General features: G+C 38.1%; 9 protein-coding genes. All 9 read right to left on the minus strand.

Annotated elements, in window-relative coordinates; all coding sequences use genetic code 11:
- Nucleotides 1-184 precede the first annotated feature (184 nt).
- Nucleotides 185-520 carry a hypothetical protein gene (locus ACRD7A_RS14960; protein ID WP_430812551.1) on the minus strand — a complete coding sequence of 112 codons (336 nt, stop codon included), beginning with the start codon at nucleotides 518-520 and terminating at the stop codon, nucleotides 185-187.
- Nucleotides 521-1,569: 1,049 nt separating this feature from the next.
- Complete coding sequence (locus ACRD7A_RS14965) at nucleotides 1,570-1,740, minus strand: transposase (protein ID WP_430812559.1); 171 nt, start codon at nucleotides 1,738-1,740, stop codon at nucleotides 1,570-1,572.
- A gap of 169 nt (nucleotides 1,741-1,909) precedes the next feature.
- Complete coding sequence (locus ACRD7A_RS14970; protein WP_430812552.1) at nucleotides 1,910-3,994, minus strand: family 16 glycosylhydrolase; 2,085 nt, start codon at nucleotides 3,992-3,994, stop codon at nucleotides 1,910-1,912.
- Between the two features lie 78 nt (nucleotides 3,995-4,072).
- Nucleotides 4,073-8,104, minus strand: a complete 4,032-nt coding sequence (locus ACRD7A_RS14975) for a hybrid sensor histidine kinase/response regulator transcription factor (protein WP_430812553.1) — start codon at nucleotides 8,102-8,104, stop codon at nucleotides 4,073-4,075.
- A 279-nt stretch (nucleotides 8,105-8,383) separates the two neighbouring features.
- Entirely contained in the window at nucleotides 8,384-9,466 is a 1,083-nt protein-coding gene (locus tag ACRD7A_RS14980) for a beta-galactosidase small subunit family protein (RefSeq protein ID WP_430812554.1), read from the minus strand.
- A complete protein-coding gene (locus ACRD7A_RS14985) occupies nucleotides 9,382-11,499 on the minus strand; it encodes a glycoside hydrolase family 2 TIM barrel-domain containing protein (RefSeq protein ID WP_430812555.1) in 2,118 nt (705 codons plus the stop codon). The genes ACRD7A_RS14980 and ACRD7A_RS14985 overlap by 85 nt, the downstream gene beginning before the upstream one ends.
- A gap of 324 nt (nucleotides 11,500-11,823) precedes the next feature.
- Entirely contained in the window at nucleotides 11,824-13,305 is a 1,482-nt protein-coding gene (locus ACRD7A_RS14990; protein ID WP_430812556.1) for a RagB/SusD family nutrient uptake outer membrane protein, read from the minus strand.
- A gap of 102 nt (nucleotides 13,306-13,407) precedes the next feature.
- Nucleotides 13,408-16,422, minus strand: a complete 3,015-nt coding sequence (locus tag ACRD7A_RS14995; RefSeq protein ID WP_430812557.1) for a SusC/RagA family TonB-linked outer membrane protein — start codon at nucleotides 16,420-16,422, stop codon at nucleotides 13,408-13,410.
- A 1,269-nt stretch (nucleotides 16,423-17,691) separates the two neighbouring features.
- The coding region (locus ACRD7A_RS15000) for an InlB B-repeat-containing protein (protein ID WP_430817952.1) at nucleotides 17,692-18,352 on the minus strand (661 nt) is incomplete at its 5' end.

Below are 18,352 nucleotides of genomic sequence, written 5' to 3' on the forward strand. Positions count from 1 at the left end.
AATCTCATGATAATGATTAGTGGCTATTTTGGGTTATCCATCTTCCTCACACAACTCAGAACAAGTTCTTACTTGAATGTGCCATACAAATGTAGGTAATTATTTCCTTTTTCATTTTGATAGTTAGTAACGACTAAACCTGTATATTAACTGACATAACCACTTATATAACTATTACTACACATTACCTTCTGCCAACAGTTTGCCGAATAACCGCCATCTCCTCCTCATTCCGATAAACATTAAAAACAGTATCTAATCGACTAGCTACCTCCATATTAATATTGTTGGTTGCTTTAAGGTATCTTAATTGAAGGTCACTGTCTTTTAAGTTCTGATTCTCATAAATCAAATAGAAACAGAAGAAAACAGCGATTGCAAATAACATCTGAAACACAAAGACTTTATTAGCCTGAAGTTTTCGTTTGTGAAGACTCAGCTTCGCCTCGTTCATTGATAATACGAGAGCGTTAGCCCGCTCATCCATTTTTAAAAGTACCTCATTATATTCTTCTGACACATATCAGTTGAAGCTCAAAACAAGCCATGAAGGTTTGCCTATAATTCTCAGTCAGTATATAGGCATCATAGAAATGGAGCTTGTGTACCACTTGATTCAGGTTGATGCATATTTTGTCAAGTATATCTTAATTAATATAGTCCGATGCTGCTCGGTGTATTTTCTTTTTATGCATTGATTACGGTATTACGTAATTTTCTGCTCTTATTCATTTTAGTCCCACCGGGCAAGTCCTCCCGTTTTTAGGTACCTAAAAACACATCTTGCATCCACTTCGTAAGAGATATTTCAAAACCTCCTTTTCTTTATCTGATAGTGCATATTGGGGCTTTTTTACATGCGTAAGCCACCCCATTTAAAAGGTCATGGTTTGGCAAAAGGAAGCGGAATAAAAAGCCTCGTGCGCTGGGAAGAGAAATCAATTCAAAGAGATTTTGAGCGGACAGAGCAAAGGGCTTGTATTTTGCGGCACGCAATAATACCAAGCTTTTTGCTCTCGGGCCTGTGCGATGGAAAAGAAAATGTCTTTGATTGATTTTGGCGCGTTTATGCCGAACGCTTTTGCATCAAACCACGACCGGTCACACCTTTGCTGAAGCATGTATAAAAAGGCATGGCTTTAAATAATTCTTTAAGTTTCATACTGGTAGTTTATGAGTGTTATTTCTACCTCATTAAAAAGAGACGAATACAACATGGCATTCGCCTGTTATTTTCTTTTGGGAAGGAACTCTGCCTATTGGCAGATGAACTATTGGGAGAATGAAACTTTTAAACCTGAGCAATTTAAATTACCTTTGTTTGTAGTCAATTATATCAAAAGTGACCATTTGACGACCACTTATTTTTGACAACCATAACTCACTGAAAATATAAGCGTTGCGGGCACACCAAAAGTCCCGCCTCGGGTACCAATCTAGATTCATCTAGAACCAAAAGCGCTTAAAACGAATGTTTTAAGCGCTTTTTTATTTTCAGAAAACTTCAAAAACAGTGGTCAAAGGATCAGGGGATCAGGCGTAAATTCGGATCAGGTGCAAATTCTGGGTCTATGCATAAATTTTGCAGAGACGGTAGAGGAAAAAGTTGACATCCTTAACACCTCTGAATTGTCTTCTGAAGTCTTTGATTTTAGCATTAAATGATTCAGCCGCCGCATTGGTACTTCTTCCTAGATTAAGCTGCAATCCCTTGCTACAAAAGACCTTTGTGATCCCCATCCCTCCGCCTATGGCAGCGTACTTCCCCTTGCCTTCAATGGCAAAGGGAAGGGTGTACACGGCGCTTATGAAGCAAATGCTTTCTTAGACCTCAAATGGCTTAAAAGTGAGTAAGGAAGCAATATCAAATTTCGGGTTGCAACAGGCCTTTGTCATAAAGCAGTTAGGATTATTTTATAATAATCTTTTTAACCTTACTGGAGAATGAAATTTTAAATAGATAAACTCCAGGGATGATATCAGACACGCCGATTATGGCTCCTGAGGATACTTTACCTTCTTTAACTTTTAACCCGTTTAACGAAACAATGGAATAATAATGCTCATTTGTATCATCAAAATTAACGACTATTTTTTCTGAAGCAGGATTAGGGTATATGCTAAAGTTTTCCTTAATTTCTTCTTCACCCACGATAGACAATCCCCCACTCTTTAACACAGGCTCTAATGCTATTAACTCCAAATCATCCGCATAAATAGTTTCAGCTCCTCCCGGTGGATTATATATATAAATTTTTGCAGATGTATCATTTACTCCAGTCGTAAAGTCAATATACTGTTGTGTATACGCCGTATTCGTAAAAGATGTATAGATCTCGCTCCCTCCATACTCTTTAACACCAATTCTTCCTTCACCCAACTGTGTTGTTACATAGGCTGAAAACCTATAGCTGGTATTAGGTGATAAGTTTGAAACTAAATGCTCATAACCTCCCCCCCAGGTTGAATTGTCATTCAGTTCCGCCACATAACTTCCTGCATAGGGGGCATTCGTAACAACGCTACTGCCTCCCCATAAATAAGTAGAGGCACCAGTTTCAAAACCAGGATCATCAATCATATTTATGGGAGATGTAGGCTCCTGCGAATTTAATTGATAGACTCTGATATAATCAACCAGATAAACAGTGGAATCAGGCAGCGCAGAAGTACTTCCACCAGCATTACCCCCAAGGGCGAGGTTTAGCCATAGCAGTTGTGGTGAGCCTTTAAATGGAGCCGTTCCAGGACAAGAATATGAATCGCTATTATTGGTTGTATTTGGATCAAATTCGTTGATTAAGATACCATCTACATATATCTTCATATAGTTCTCCGTCCAATCCAAGGTCCATACATGATACTTATCCGACCATTCTGGATCACCAAATTCCGACACCGCAATCTTTCTTGCATCCCATTTGGCATTCCATCTTCCACTTCCGGCCAATGCAAAATTACCTAAAATGCCATTTCCATAATTCTCCATAATATCAATCTCGCCACCCGCGGGCCATTCTCCAGACTGACAATCTCCTAATAATTCCGCATCAGCATAGGTTTGCTCACCTGCAATTTGCCCTACAGTCCATATAGCAGGCCATGTGCCAGTTAAATTCGATACCTTTGCCCGACACTCTACCCTACCGTATAAAAAATCAAACTTACCGGCTGTATTGATGCTTCCGGATGTCCAACTAGCATATTCCCTATTCAACTTCCAATTGTCAGAGGTAGGATCATAATATTCGTTTGCATATTGCTCTCTGATTGCCGATATCACCAGGTTACCATCTTTTTGAACTAAGTTATCCGGAAGATAATACTGCGCTTCATTGTTACGTTGAAATCCCCTTTCGCTCACCCATTTTGTATGATCAATCGGTCCATCAACATTAAACTCATCACTCCATATTAACTTATAATCAGTGCTATCGATAGGATCCAGACTACTTGGATCGCCAGGCCCCATATCGAATAAAGATAAATCATCGGCATAAATTACATTTGTACCACCAATTTCATTATAAATTGCAATTTTAGCAGATGTGGCTCCCAGCCCTGTGGTAAACACTAAGGTTTGTTTCTCGTAAGTTGTGTTGAAAAACTTGTTATTTAATTCTTCCCCACCATACTCTTTAACAACAAGGCTCCCTGCTTCACTGCCTGAAGATAATTTCACATAAGCCGAGAATTGGTACTTGGTTAAAGGACTAAGCCCTGTAACTAATAGCTCAAGACCTCCGCCCCATTGTGAATCATCATCAAGTAAAGCAGCAAACGAACCGGTATAAGCATTGTTATCTATTAGCATTGATCCTCCCCATAAGCCGGTTGTTAATCCGGTCTCAAAAGTGGGATCAAAATCGGGAAAATCCACAAGCATATTGGGATCTCCCTGACCTTTTGCATGTACGCAAGTAAGGAGACAAATTAAAAGAATAAAACTTTTCACTTTTCGCAGATGTTTCATAAAATCAAATAGTAGCTTCATTTTTTTGATATTAAAGGGTAAATAAAATAAAGGACAATATTCATCGCCTATTATCCTTATCAAATATTAATGAATAAATCATTTCAGATGAGTTCGGTATTCACTTGGTGACATATTAAAGGTATCCTTAAAATTCTTTCTAAAAGTCTTCACCTCATTGTAGCCCAGCTTCATAGCAATTTCAGAAATGGTATCTGATGATTCGCTTAGATATCGTGCAGCTACTTTCATTTTAATTGCAATAATAAACTCGTGGGGACTCTGATTCGTAATTTTTTTTAAGCGACGATAAAATGTCGATAAGCTTATCGCTAATTGATCAGCTATCAATTTGGCGTCAAGATTAATATTATCAATATTCTGCTCAATCATCTTAATTGCAGATTCAATTAGCATAGCATCTTTATTTGATATCTGAACATTCTCTGCTTCCAGGTGAATTTGCTTAGAATACTTTTGACTCATCTGTTTTCTACTGGAGAGTAACATTTTTACTTTCTCCAGGAATAATTCCGGGAGAAAAGGCTTTGTAATGTATGCATCGGCCCCTTTTTTAGTTCCCAACAATTCATCTTCCGGCAAACCTTTGGCCGTTAGTAAAAGTACTGGTATATGACTCAGCTTAGGGTTTGTCTTAACCTTTTCACACAACTCAAATCCATCCATACCAGGCATCATCACATCAGAAATTAACAAGGCTGGCATATCCTCAAGCATGGCCTCAAAGGCCGATTCACCGTTTACTGCTTCGATTATTTCGTAGTACGAACTTAGAAAGTCGCTCAGGTAATGTCTAATTTCCTTATTATCGTCAACAATTAAAATCTTAGCTCCCTTCCCTTTTGTATTAAGCGACTTAACCTGTCTTGGTTTCACATCAAGCATTCCTACTTCGCATTCGATACGATTTGCTGTTTGAGCCGCCGTGTTAACCTTAGTTTCCATTTTACTAAGATTTAGTTTTACTGTGAAAGTCGTTAACTGATCGGGTATGCTTTCAATGTCGATATGCCCATTATGAAGTTCGATGTAAGCTTTTGATAAACTAAGTCCAATGCCAGAGTTTTGAATACTTTGATTACTTTTCGACTGATGGAAGCGTTCAAAAAGATGTTGTCTGTCTTCTTTGGATATACCTTTACCGTTATTAGAGACTTTAATTTGCACCACAGTTTCCGTTATACCAAGGTGTAATTTTACAAGCCCAGGAGAAGCACAATACTTAAAAGCATTGGACAATAAATTATGCAATATTATTTGCATCCGTTCTTTATCAAATTGCACTACATGTGGTTTGCCTGGCAATTGAATCTGAAACTGAACTGAATTTTCATTCGCCAACTGCTTAAAATCATTTCCTATATGATTGACAAATTCCACGATATCTTGTGCAGTCAGGTTGAGTTTAATTTTACCAACTTCTAATTTTCTAAAATCAAGGAGTTGATTAATGAGGTTATTTAATTTATCGACATTTCTCTTGGCTATTTTTATTCTGTCGTAAACAAAGCTAAAATTATCACAAGGTGTAATTTTTGACATCAACTCATTTATAGGAGCCGATATCAATGTTAAAGGGGTGCGCAGCTCATGTGATATGTCGGTAAAAAAACTGAGCTTATAATCAATCAGTTCCTTTTCTTTTTCTCTATTTTGTTTCTCGAATAAAACTAAATCTCGTAATCGGCTTTGTTTAATTTTTATTCTTATTATTATCCACACAATACTAAAAGCCATGAAAACATAAGCCAGAAGAGCATACCATGATCTCCAAACCGGTGGATTAATGATAATGACAATACTTTTCATATCATTACTCCACTTTCCATTTGAACCAGCCCACCTTATACGAAGCGTATATTTCCCTGGACGTAAATTACTAAAAGATATGTGATGGCGATTCCCTAAATTTATCCATTGATTAGACAGGCCATATCCTTGCAATTGGTATTTAAACCTGTTTTTATCAGGTGCATTAAAATCCAATGAGGCAATATCAAAAGAAAACTCTTTCTGTAAATAAGAAAGCTCTACGGTATCCGTTTCGTTGATACTCTTTTTTAAAACTCCATCGGGTGATACTCTGACCACCTTATTTAATACCTTAAAATTTGAAATAGCAAATTTTGAATCTGCTTTATTCGTTACAATATCACGGCTATCGAAATAAGTAAGACCTTTATAATTGCCGAAAAACAATAGACTATCTCGCCCCTGAAAACAGGAAGCCTCTGAAAAATTTACAACCCCTATTCTATCGTTGACAATGTAATTGAGAATATCATCGTTTTTGTGACTTACACAGGACAATCCGGCATTTGTACTCACCCAAATCTGACCATCATGATCGCTTAATATTGCATTTATATAGTCATCCAATAAGCCATCCTTTCGGGTCAATTCTAACAAGCTATATGTTCCTTCATGATTTTTAAATAACTTATTTAAGCCACAGGGAGTTCCAAACCAAATGGTATCGGCTACCGTATGTGTTGACAAGATAATATTACATAAAGGCTTCTTTGGCTCGTCCAATAGTTTATCTACCGGAACAAAAGTAGAGTCTTGCTGATTTAATTTATGAAGTCCTTTATAGGTCGATATCCAAAATTCACTATCTACTTTAAAAACAGAAGTAACTCTATCATCCGGAATAAAAAACTTTGGGCTGCGACTGCTATAATGCCTATGCAGTTTATAACCTTCTTTTTGTTTTACAAAAAGAAAAAGTCCTTGTTGCTGAGTTCCCACCCACATTTCATTATTGCAAAATAATACATCATGCACTTTTCGGACTGTATCAATATCACTCCCCAAACTACTTGCCAAATGCATACTATATTTGTTTTCTGCATTTTGTTGGGCAAAATAAAGCCCTTGATCCACGCTCGCCCAAATCCTTCCCGATGGATCTTCAAAAACTTTTTTTACTATGGTGATAGGATCTGCATTGTATTTTCTATTTAACGGAAACGCTACTTTTTTATAAATACTATCTTCAGCAACATATAAGCCATTCCCTCTTGTGCCCACCCATTTTCTATTATTAGAGTCTATAAGAAAGGAATTAACGTGTAAATCAAGCACCTTATTCCTGGTGCGGATACCAACACAATTAAAATAACTTTTATGTGTTAATTTAACGATACCTCCACCATCCGTACCTAACCAGATAATAGAGTTTGAATCTCGATAAATATCAAGTATTACTTTATAGTTAATGGATGATTTTGTAACGACAGGAGGTTCAATTTCTATTGGTTGAAACGTTTCTGTTTTTTTATCAAAGACGAACAATCCCTGCCCCCAGGTACCAACCAGTATATTGCCGTCTGCATCAAGACATAATGAATAAGTATCTTCATACAACTGCCCTGTAACATCCTTAATTTTGTATTGCGTAACCGAATTGGTAAGGTAATTATATTTGATCAGATGCATATTCCATCCGGCTATCCAGATCACTGATTCATCATTATCTTCAATCATATCAACAATTTCAATGTCTTTAGATTGAAAATTTATCGTCACGCGTTCCTGTATGCTATTATAAACGCCATCTTTTGTTTCTGCCCACACCTCCCCGTCTCTGCTTGCAACTAAGGCTTTAACATTGGTATTGGAGATAACCTCATTGACGACATCCTCAGTGCGATTGTATTTCCATAATCCATCTCCCCAAGTACCTAACCACATATTGTTGTTATGATCCTCCATCAATGAAGTGATGCGGCTGGGCAACATGCTTAAATTTGCTTTTCTAATAAACTTATCCTGCTTTAGATCAAATAAGCTAATTCCTCCTGACTTCGTCCCCACCCACAGATAACCTTCTGAATCATAAAATAATGACTCCACCGAAGGGTTAGACAGTGAAACATCCATTCCTTCTTCAGGCTTATAATGCTTAAAGCTATAACCATCATACCTATTTAGTCCTCCCCTTGTTCCAAACCATATAAATCCATATTTATCTTCGATGATAGAAGTAACTTCATTCTGTGTAAGGCCATCTTTAATGGAAAGGTAACTTATTTGATAATCATGAGCATTAAGCACAGATGGTAAGAAACCTACTAAAATCAAAAATAAGCACCTTGCATTAATCATATTAACTCGTTTATATGGTATCGCAATAAGTTATTCTTTTTACTTGATCAACTCGTATTTCCCTTAAGGGCGAAACACAAACTGTTTCAGGAATCCATTTTTACATCTTAAATAAGATGACAACACTGAAGCACAGAAAGGCAGAGCTCTGTAATCCAACAGAAAATTACTCTGCATCTCTGTGCTTATTTTTCTCAAAAACAAATATTCATACCCCCTTAAAAATAATTATAAGTCTAAAAGCCATCGTTGATATCGGGATAAACCGCTTCGCTACAATCAATACGTAGGTACGATGGTAAACGCATACTTATATTCCTGATTGGCATACATTAAATATGGTTGATGTGGTTTAGATCCCCAACTATCATCTCCACCTAATCCCATCATTTTATGATCGATATGCAACTCCACAAAGTCTGCTTCTTTCACATCTAAAGGCGTGCGTAGTTGCTTTTTCAAACCCGGATCCAACTGGCTTGTTGCAACATGCAGGGCATTAAATTCCAATGGCTGGTCAATAGCCACTATCTTAAGCCCCATTCCTGTTTGATTTTGTAAGCTGATCCAACGAACATCGGTTTTATGACCATTCTCCTGGGGACGACCATACGCAAAATACTGATCTGCTACTTTAGACTGGTATACCCCAACAAAAGAGGCCGATTTTCTGTCGATGTAATTCTCCCATGGTCCTCTTCCATAAAACTGAAGGTTATCAATCTGCTTATCTAGTTGCATCACCATTCCAATGCGCGGTATTTCGGGTAAGCTATCGGCTGATGCATTAAAAGTATAAGCTACGTCGATTTGCCCGTTACCAAATATGCGATAATCAACATGAAGCAGGCCCTGAATGGAAGGCAGCGCTATCTCCGACTCAATGAACACCTCCTTATCGGAGATTTGAGTTTTAGAAATTTTCTTCAACTCAGCTTTCGTCACTGCTTCTTTCCATACCTTGCAACGCTCCGGCATATTGTTTCCAAAATCATTGTCGGTTGGAGCTCTCCAGAAGTCAGGCATTAACGGACTTTTTATCAACTCGTATCCATTGATGATATACGAACTTAAAGCCCCGCTTACTTTAGAAAAGGAAATCTCTAAGTCCTGGCCTGCTATTATAATTTGATTATCCTTTTCGTCTAAAGCAAGATTTAAATTACTTTCATTAACAAGCTTCTTAAGACTGCCTTTGCTCAATTGAAATTGCTCCATGGCCAATTCATGACCAATGGCAATAAATGGGCGCGCTACCCTATTAATGGCCGAGATGTTTAAGTAATATTCTGCTCCTTCTTCCAGTTCTCCATATCCGATTTTAAACTCACGCTCTGTTTGAGGCGCGATCGCTCCTGGCAAAACTGACCTGTGTTTACAAGCTTACCATCCTTGAGTAACTCCCAGCTACAAAGCACATCTGAAAGATCTTTAAAAAACCGGCGGTTTTTGATCGTTACCATACCTAGCGCTATATCTTTGATTTTGAAGTCGATGTTCTGATACACCTTTTTAACTTCAAACAAGCCCGGATGGGGCGTTCTATCAGGATCGACGAGGCCATTTAAACAAAAATTCTCATCATGATGAAGGCCTTCCGGCTCAAAATGTCCACCGTAGGCCCAATATTTTTCCCCATTTTTATAAGCTGCTATTCCCTGATCCATCCAGTCCCAGATAAAACCACCCTGAAGTTGCTCATGAGAATCCACAAAATCCCAGTACTCTTTAAAATTACCGGTGCTATTGCCCATGGCATGCGCATACTCTGCCCATATAAAAGGTCGCTCGTTATCAGTTCCTAACCAGTCATTTTTCACATTCTCAATAGGCAGGTACATGACCCCAATAATATCAGTTTGTCTTTCCGTTAGGTTGGTCTGCTTTTCAGCCCGTTCATAGTGAACAGGTCTGCTACCATCAATCTGATGAACCTTATTATAAGCCTCTAACATATTTAAACCTGCTCCGGACTCATTGCCTAAACTCCAAACAATAACAGATGGATGATTTTTATCCCGTTGAACCATATTAAGGCACCTTTCAATGTGTGCGGCTTTCCACTCCGGTTTATTGGCCAGGGTCTCATCAGGATCGTACCCGTAACCATGTGATTCTATATTGGCCTCATCATAAACATAAATGCCATATTTGTCGCATAACTCATACCACTTGGGATCGTTGGGGTAATGAGCCGTTCGTACTGCATTAATATTAAACTGCTTCATTAGCTTAATATCTTCCTCCATCGATTGCTCACTTATCACGTGGCCAAAAAACTCATCGTGCTCATGTCGGTTAACACCTTTAATTAATATGGGTTGTCCATTAACCAGCAATTGCCCTTCTTTTACTTCTGCTGTTCTGAAGCCAATATTAATAGAAGTGGCTTCTACTAAATCATTTTTTGAGTCGCGGAGACGAATCAATAATTTATAGAGGTTGGGCTCTTCGGCCGACCAGCGCTTCACTCCGGTAATTTCAGCACTAAAAGTCAGCTTTTTAACTTTTCCACTTTTTACTGCCAATTTTGAAGGTGCTCCCTGATACACAAGTGCATTGTTAGCATTATATATCTGATAATCTAACAAATAATCCTTTTCTAATCGTTTACTTTTATTCAATAACTCTACGTCAAGATGAAATATACCATCTGTATAAGACTCATCTAATAAGGCTTTAACGCTGAAATCGCGTATATGCATTTTGGGGCGAGCAAACAGATAAACATCTCTCTGAATACCAGAAATACGCCAAAAATCCTGATCTTCTAAATAACTGCCATCGGTGAACTGAAACACTTTTATTGCCAGCTTATTTTTTCCTTTTTTGACATAGGGCGTAAGATTAAACTCTGCCGGTAATTTTGAGCCTTGACTATAACCTACCTGCTTGCCATTTATCCAAATATAAAAACCGGATTTAACTGAACCCAGTTGGATATATATTTCCCGGCCATCCCAATGATCAGGCATCTCAAAATAACTAATATAAGATCCAACCGGACTGTATTGATCATCAATCTTTGGCTGGTCTTTTTTAAACGGGTAAATAATGTTTGTATAATGTGGAAAACCATACCCTTGAAGCTCCCAATTGCCTGGTACAGTAATTGTATCCCACGATGTGTGGTCATAGTTTAAGTGATAGAAGTCGGTTGGACTTTGTGATACTCTTGCTGCATAGTGAAACCGCCATTTTCCATTCAAACATTTAATAAAGTCGCCCTCCGCGACTTCATTTTTTAAAGCCTTATTCTCGGTTGAATAAGAATAAAAGGTTGCCTTTGCGTCTTCCCTATTAATCTGAAATACCTGAGGATTCTCCCAGTCGTTCTGCCCTACCAAACTAGTAGCTATAAAAAGTAAAGGCAATAATATTTTAAAATAGTTCATTTGTTTTATCTAAAAAATCCGGGGGTTACACTTTAGTATCGTACTACTCATTATTATAAAACTGTTTGCATAGTATACAGTGTGCATTGTCCATCATCAAGACTAAATTTTAGCACTGGGTTATTTTTATACCAAAAGTTTTAATAAGGATTAGTTGGCTCATTAAAAGCACCTACCCATTTAACAAAATGAATAGGCGTTGATAATATAACAGGGGAAAGAATGTTCAGGTAGTGACCTTATACTATTTGGAAGTAAATCCATTTAAAACCTTCAAATACTCACTAAGATCACCAACCCAAACACACTTAATATCTATAAATATTACAAATTAGGATTAATCAACTTCTCGCCAATAGGTATTGGTGCAAAATAATCATCCTTTGTTGGAGGATTCAGAATAGGCAATTCTGATTCATGCCTATTCGATGCAGCCTCCTCTACTCGCTCTAAACGAACTAAATCGTACCAGCGTGCTGTATTGATTTCAGCACCTGCAAACTCCCAGGCACGCTCCATAACCACAGCATCACGAAAGGCAATTTTCGACAAGCCATCAGGCAAGTCCTCGAGCCCTGCACGATTACGAACCACGTTAACTGCATCATATGCGGTCTGATCAGGTCCTGCAGCCATCGCTTGTGCCTCGGCATATACCAATAATACCTCCGCATAACGGATGACCATATTCGTACGGCTTGACCACCAGTCTACATATGCCCAAGGCTCATCCGGATTATAGCCATCCATATCGCGCATTTTCTTATAATAAGGGTGCTTTTGCACACCTTCGGTCCAGTGCAAAGTGGTTTCAGCATCCGGGCGAATAACTGTTTGAAATGTGGCATCCTTACGTGGTCCTTCGGGAAAAGCGTTAAAGAAATTAATTTCGGCAAAGTAGTCATCCCAGCCACCTTCTTCTTCAGGTTTTGAGGGTAAAGGCGCCCGCATATTACCATTTTCCCATGTCCATGGTGCAATGTTACGGTCGTAAAATAAGCCAAAAACGATCTCATCATTGAATTGCTTCCGAGTCCATAAATCAGCAAAATTATCCAATAATCGATATCCATAAACAGCTGCATTATCAATTACCTCTTTTGCCTTTTGCGCTGCCAGCGCATACTTTGTTTCATCCTTAAGCGGATAACCGGCCATTGTCAGGTATACGGATGCCAATTGAGCTTTGGCGGCTCCTTTAGTCGGTGCTACTCCTTTTTTAACTCCCTCCCAGGCTTCCGGCAGGTATTTCTCTGCATTTTTCAAATCTTCAACGATCAACTCATATACAGCTTCCGGACTCGACTTTTCGATATCAAAGCTAAACTGCAAATCAGTAACAAGTGGTAGTTCATTCCACCCACGCACTAAATAAAAATACGTCAAAGCTCGTATAAAGTAAGCTTGCCCGGCTGCCTCTAAACGCTCTTCTTCACTCGCCTCTGTTGCATATTCATAATTTACAATGACATTATTTGCTGCCCATACACAGGCGTAAGCCTGCCCCCAGCTCATCCTTGGGTTAGCATCTGTTGCCGAAAAGGTATCAAACTCGCGGAACGGCCCTTTGTTACTTCCCGAACGTGTTGTTACATCATCGCCTCCCATTAGTACAGTTGCAAAATTAGTTTCATTGTACATACCATTCACTTTGTTGTACATTGCCACCAAACCTAATTCTAAATCAGAGGCTGTTTTAAAAGAGCCACTATTGGTTAACTTTCCTTTAGGATCTTCATCTAAAAAATCAGAGCATGATGAAAAGATGATCCCAAGGGCAAATAAATAAATTATATACTTTTTCATGTGTACAATTTTTTCTTTTACTAATGCGAAGGTTGTTGTTAATACATCTGTATCTACTAAAACAGCGACACACTTCACATTATACTTTTTTATCATTATCAATTAGAAATTTAAAGTAAGACCCAAGGTGTATGATCTTGCAGATGGATAAGACCCTAAGTCTAATCCTTGATCAATATCGCTTCCTCCAGTTGAGGTCACCTCGGGATCAAAGCCTTTATAATTGGTGATGGTCAGAAGGTTCTGAGCACTTACGGACAATTTCAAATCACCAATTTTAATTCTATCCTTTGAGAAATGATAAGCAACACTAATATTACGAAGCTTAATGTAACTTCCATCTTGCAGCCATTTTGATGAGTTAATATGATCAACATTGGTAGAGCTGTTCAAGGCGGGCCATATTGTATTAGTATTATTTTCAGTCCAGGCATTGGCGGCTTCAGCCAAGGTAATTGATCGGGCATCACCTACGGCGGCACCGGCGGCTGCATAACCTAAATTTAAAACATCACGTCCGTGAACCCCTTCAATCATCACATTAATATCAAAGCCCTTGTAACGAATCTGATTATTGAATCCCCAACTAAAATCTGGCAAGGCATTACCAATAACCTGTAAATCTTTGCCGTCAATTACTTTGTCGCCGTTCAAATCTTCATATTTAGAATCGCCTGGTTTATAGCCATACAATGCAGCTTCAGCCGCTTCATCGGCCTGCCATAATCCTAAAAATTGGTATCCATAAAAGGTCCCCAATGACTCTCCTGGCTTCACAATAAATGTTTTACTATCCAAAAAACCAGTTCCATAGGAATTACCGGGAAATATTTGCTCTTCATCTCCAATTGAAATCACCTCATTTTTAATGGATGAATAGTTAAAGGCAGCATTCCAGGTTAAATTACCTTTCCGAATAATATCATAAGCAATCATCAACTCAAACCCTTTGTTTTCAATCTCTCCGATATTCTGAATAATTTTTCCTCCTCCGTTATAAGCTGGTAAAGCCTTGGCCTGTAAAAGCCCTTTCGTATCCTTTTTAAATATGTCGATTGTTGAATTCAAACGTCCATTTAATGTTGTAACATCCAGACCAGCATTCACCTGTGTTGTCTCTTCCCATTTTAAGTAAGGATTTTCAGCTCCTACAGGTGAATAACCGATATGTGCTGTTGGGCTTCCATACGAATAGACTGATTTTGAAAGCAAAGCCATAGTTCCGTATGGAGGAATAGCCTGATTACCAGTTACGCCCCAGCTAGCCCTCAATTTAAGGTTTTGGAAAGCACTCATATCACTCATAAATCCTTCTTCACTTATACGCCATCCTAATGCCGCTGAGGGAAAGCCACTAAACTTATTATCCTCTCTAAAACGAGAGGAACCATCGATACGATAAGTTGCTGTTAAAAGGTACCGATCTTTGTAAGCGTAAGCGAATCGTCCTAAATATGATTGCAAGGCCCAACGCTCATAATCTGATAAAATACCTTGTGATTGGTTAAGTGATAAATTATGATACCCTACTGATTCAGAAATAAGGTTTGAACCTTCGGCCTTGAAACTTTTAAATGTTCGTGAAGATTGCTCATAACCCGCCATGGCAGTTAAACGATGACCTCCATTAAACGTATTACTATACGTTAAGAACGTACTCAATTGTGCAAAAAGGGAGTTACCATAAGTTCTTGATGAACCAGTAGTTGTACTCACATAGCGATTAGTAAAATCTGCATACTCAACATCACTATTTTCTGCACCCAAAATTGCACTCCACTGCAGTTTATCAGTTAAATCATATTTAAAGGTTGCATTGGCCATTGTAATGGTTTCAAAAACATCATTCATGCGCTCCATAGAAACCATATATGGATTTAGTGCAATAGAGCCGTATTGATCATTGATATTATAAGTACCATCTGCGTTATAGACAGGCTCTGTAGGCGACCAAATTAAAGAGTTCCATATCGAACTTCCTTTTGAGCCGGCCATATCATTGCTATTATTCTTTTCGCTTTTGGTTACAGAAACATTAAAAGATGAATGAAAGCGTTCCGAAATCTGAGCATCAACATTTGACCTTACAGAATATCTTTTTTGTCCGGTATTAACTAAAAGCCCCTTCTGATCAATATAACTTCCGGAAATAAAATATTGAATTTTTTTTGAGCCCCCAGATAGTGTAACCTGGTTATTACTTGTGTAACCTGGCTGAAAAATTTCATCCTGCCAATCAGTACCCCCTTTTTTCCTAAACTCCTCTATTTCTGCAGGGGAAAAAATCTCCGATCCACTATTCATGGCATTAATTAATTCTGCATAAGGGGCGGCTTCTAACAAATCATAGGTATTGGCAATGCGATCAAAAGAATAATTTGAACTTATTTGAACCCGCATTTTATCTGCTTGCCCTTTATTGGTTGTTATCACAATTACACCATTGGCACCTCTTGAACCATAGATAGCAGTAGATGAGGCATCTTTTAAAATCTCCATTGATTCAATATCATTGGGATTTAATTCGTTCAAATCAATATTCATTGCAACTCCATCTAAAACAACCAAAGGATTATTTGAGCCTAACATGGAATTGCCTCCACGAATACGAATTTTAGTTGTCGCACCAGGAGAACCTGAAGTTTGAGAAATAGACACTCCTGCGACACGCCCTTGTATGGATTGGGCAATATCAACAGTTGGCATATCTTTATAATCATCGGCTTTAATAGTGGTTGATGCGCCCGACAAATCACTTCTCTTCATTGTACCATACCCAACAGCCACCACCTCATCTAAGCCAATAGCATCTTCACTTAAAGTTACATTGATCGTTTCCTGATCACCTACTTTTATAGTTTGGGACTTCATACCAATGAAGGAGAATATGAGTACATCGCTCGATTGAGCGTTAAGTGTATACTTTCCATCGATATCTGAAATCGTTCCAGTGGTTGTTCCCTGCACTACTACGGAGGCACCAGGCAAAACCCCTCCGTATGAATCTTTTATTTGTCCGCTAATTTGTTTGGTCTGGGCACTGGCCTCCACCAAACAAAAAAACATTAGAATTGCTATTGCACTAAAGTGCAATAATAACGTTAACCTTTTTTTCATAGTCTGTAATTTAAATTAACACTGTTATATACATATTTGGGTTTATCTTAATCAGAAGGAGAGTATTGCAATCACGCCGGCAATTATTACAAATAGGAGAACGTATAATATATAACTCGCATATTTGAGCCGCTTTATAGAGACATTTGCATCCTGTTGTTTTTGTTTATTCATCATCTATTTCCCTTTCTAAATGCATGCACAAAATCAGTTTTTTTTCACACTCAGAAAGGGCATATTTTTGCAAATTGTCACCTCATTTTAAGCAATAATCAGTCTCTTTATAATTCAGAAAAGGGATTTTTTTACTCAGATTAAGCCGGTAAGCACCTCATCACATGCGACTTAATAATAAGCAAGTTGTTTCATGATTAAAACCTTACGAGCCTGACCATTCCGTTGTGCAAATGCCAAACAATGGATTAGAATATATACAAGTACAAGACCTAAGAAGTAAACTATTTCAAACACGAAACTTAATAATTACATGTGCAAGTGTTTTGAAACGCTGAAAGATAGGTAAGGATTGAAGGCAATAATTGGAGCTTGAAGAGTAACTATTCTTAATTTTATAAACTTTAAGCATTACAAAGGATTATAACCTACCCGCCCCGCGTACAAAACTGGATTCTTTCAAAACCAAAAGCGCTTAAAACTTTCGTTTCAAGCGCTTTTGGTTCTCTACACTCTTCATAAAATAAAGTAGCTGACTAAGAAATATGCGAGATTTATTGTGGAGACAGTTACTAACCACAAAAAAGTCGAGCCAAGCAATAAGAAACTGCGGACTCCTTCTTATCCAATTCATTAATGCATTTGAAGAAAAGGATTCAGCTCTAATTAACTGAACCCTGAAATACTATACTCACACACCTTGTGAGAAAGTGTCAATTAAAACAATCTAAGATGCCTCTAATTAAAACTTGAAGATCTTTTGCTATTGAGATAAAACAAAACATATAATCCTAAAACAAATTTGACCATTTTAACTAAAGTTGCATTTATCTTCATCGTCTAATATAAGTTGTAAGCTACATGAAATCACCCAAAAACTCAAGTATTCATAAGCGCTAAACAGGAAACTAAATTTCAAAATGACTAAGAGCGTAACAAGTTCAATAAGTCATGTTTACTTAATTTTTAATCGCCCCTGTCAATGGGCCTCAATTGAAATAAGGCTCCCAAAAAAGGGCATCGCATATTAACGACACCCTTAGGAATTATTGGATTCTATTTAGAACTTAAGAATTTACAGTTTTTACCAGAAAACTAATGAATAACCACTCTACGCACTACCAATCCAACTTTTACCATATAAATTCCTGTTGGGAGCCCATCTACATCAACCCTTTGTAGTTCGTGAATATTCGTTATTTGTTTCACCAAGATACCAGCTCGATTAAAAATACTTAGTGTATTTCCACCGGCTCCATCGACCGTAAAATAAGTAGTTGCAGGGTTTGGATATATCGCAAAATGTCTGCTTCCTTCCTCAAAAACATTGTTGGCAATATCGTACTGAGCCGTTACAGTTAATGCTGTGGTAACATTATCAAATGCTACATCCCAACCCGTAAAGGTATAACCAACACGCGTTGGATTTGCTGGGGCCGTGGCTGATGAGCCATGATTTACGGTTTCTGTTTTTAGCTCACTGCCATCCCAATCTTCGAAACGCACGCTATAGGTATTAATCGTATATTGAGCCGTTACGGTTAATGCTGTCGTAACGTTATCAAATGCGATGTCCCAACCCGTAAACGTATAACCAACACGCGTTGGATCTGCTGGGGCTGTGGCTGACGAACCATGATTTACGCTTTCTGTTTTTAGCTCACTGCCATCCCAATCTTCGAAACGCACGCTATAGGTATTAATCGTATATTGAGCCGTTACGGTTAATGCTGTCGTAACGTTATAAAATGCGATG

Origin of the sequence: Carboxylicivirga longa, assembly GCF_050589825.1 — a bacterium.
In the GTDB taxonomy this organism is placed as follows: Bacteria; Bacteroidota; Bacteroidia; order Bacteroidales; family Marinilabiliaceae; genus Carboxylicivirga; species Carboxylicivirga longa.

Bases quoted from the DNA above. Each gene is read 5' to 3' on its own strand.
- ACRD7A_RS14965 (WP_430812559.1), bottom strand. From the start codon at position 1,740: ATGGGGATCACAAAGGTCTTTTGTAGCAAGGGATTGCAGCTTAATCTA.
- ACRD7A_RS14975 (WP_430812553.1), bottom strand. From the start codon at position 8,104: ATGATTAATGCAAGGTGCTTATTTTTGATTTTAGTAGGTTTCTTACCA.
- ACRD7A_RS14970 (WP_430812552.1), bottom strand. From the start codon at position 3,994: ATGAAGCTACTATTTGATTTTATGAAACATCTGCGAAAAGTGAAAAGT.
- ACRD7A_RS14995 (WP_430812557.1), bottom strand. From the start codon at position 16,422: ATGAAAAAAAGGTTAACGTTATTATTGCACTTTAGTGCAATAGCAATT.
- ACRD7A_RS14990 (WP_430812556.1), bottom strand. From the start codon at position 13,305: ATGAAAAAGTATATAATTTATTTATTTGCCCTTGGGATCATCTTTTCA.
- ACRD7A_RS14985 (WP_430812555.1), bottom strand. From the start codon at position 11,499: ATGAACTATTTTAAAATATTATTGCCTTTACTTTTTATAGCTACTAGT.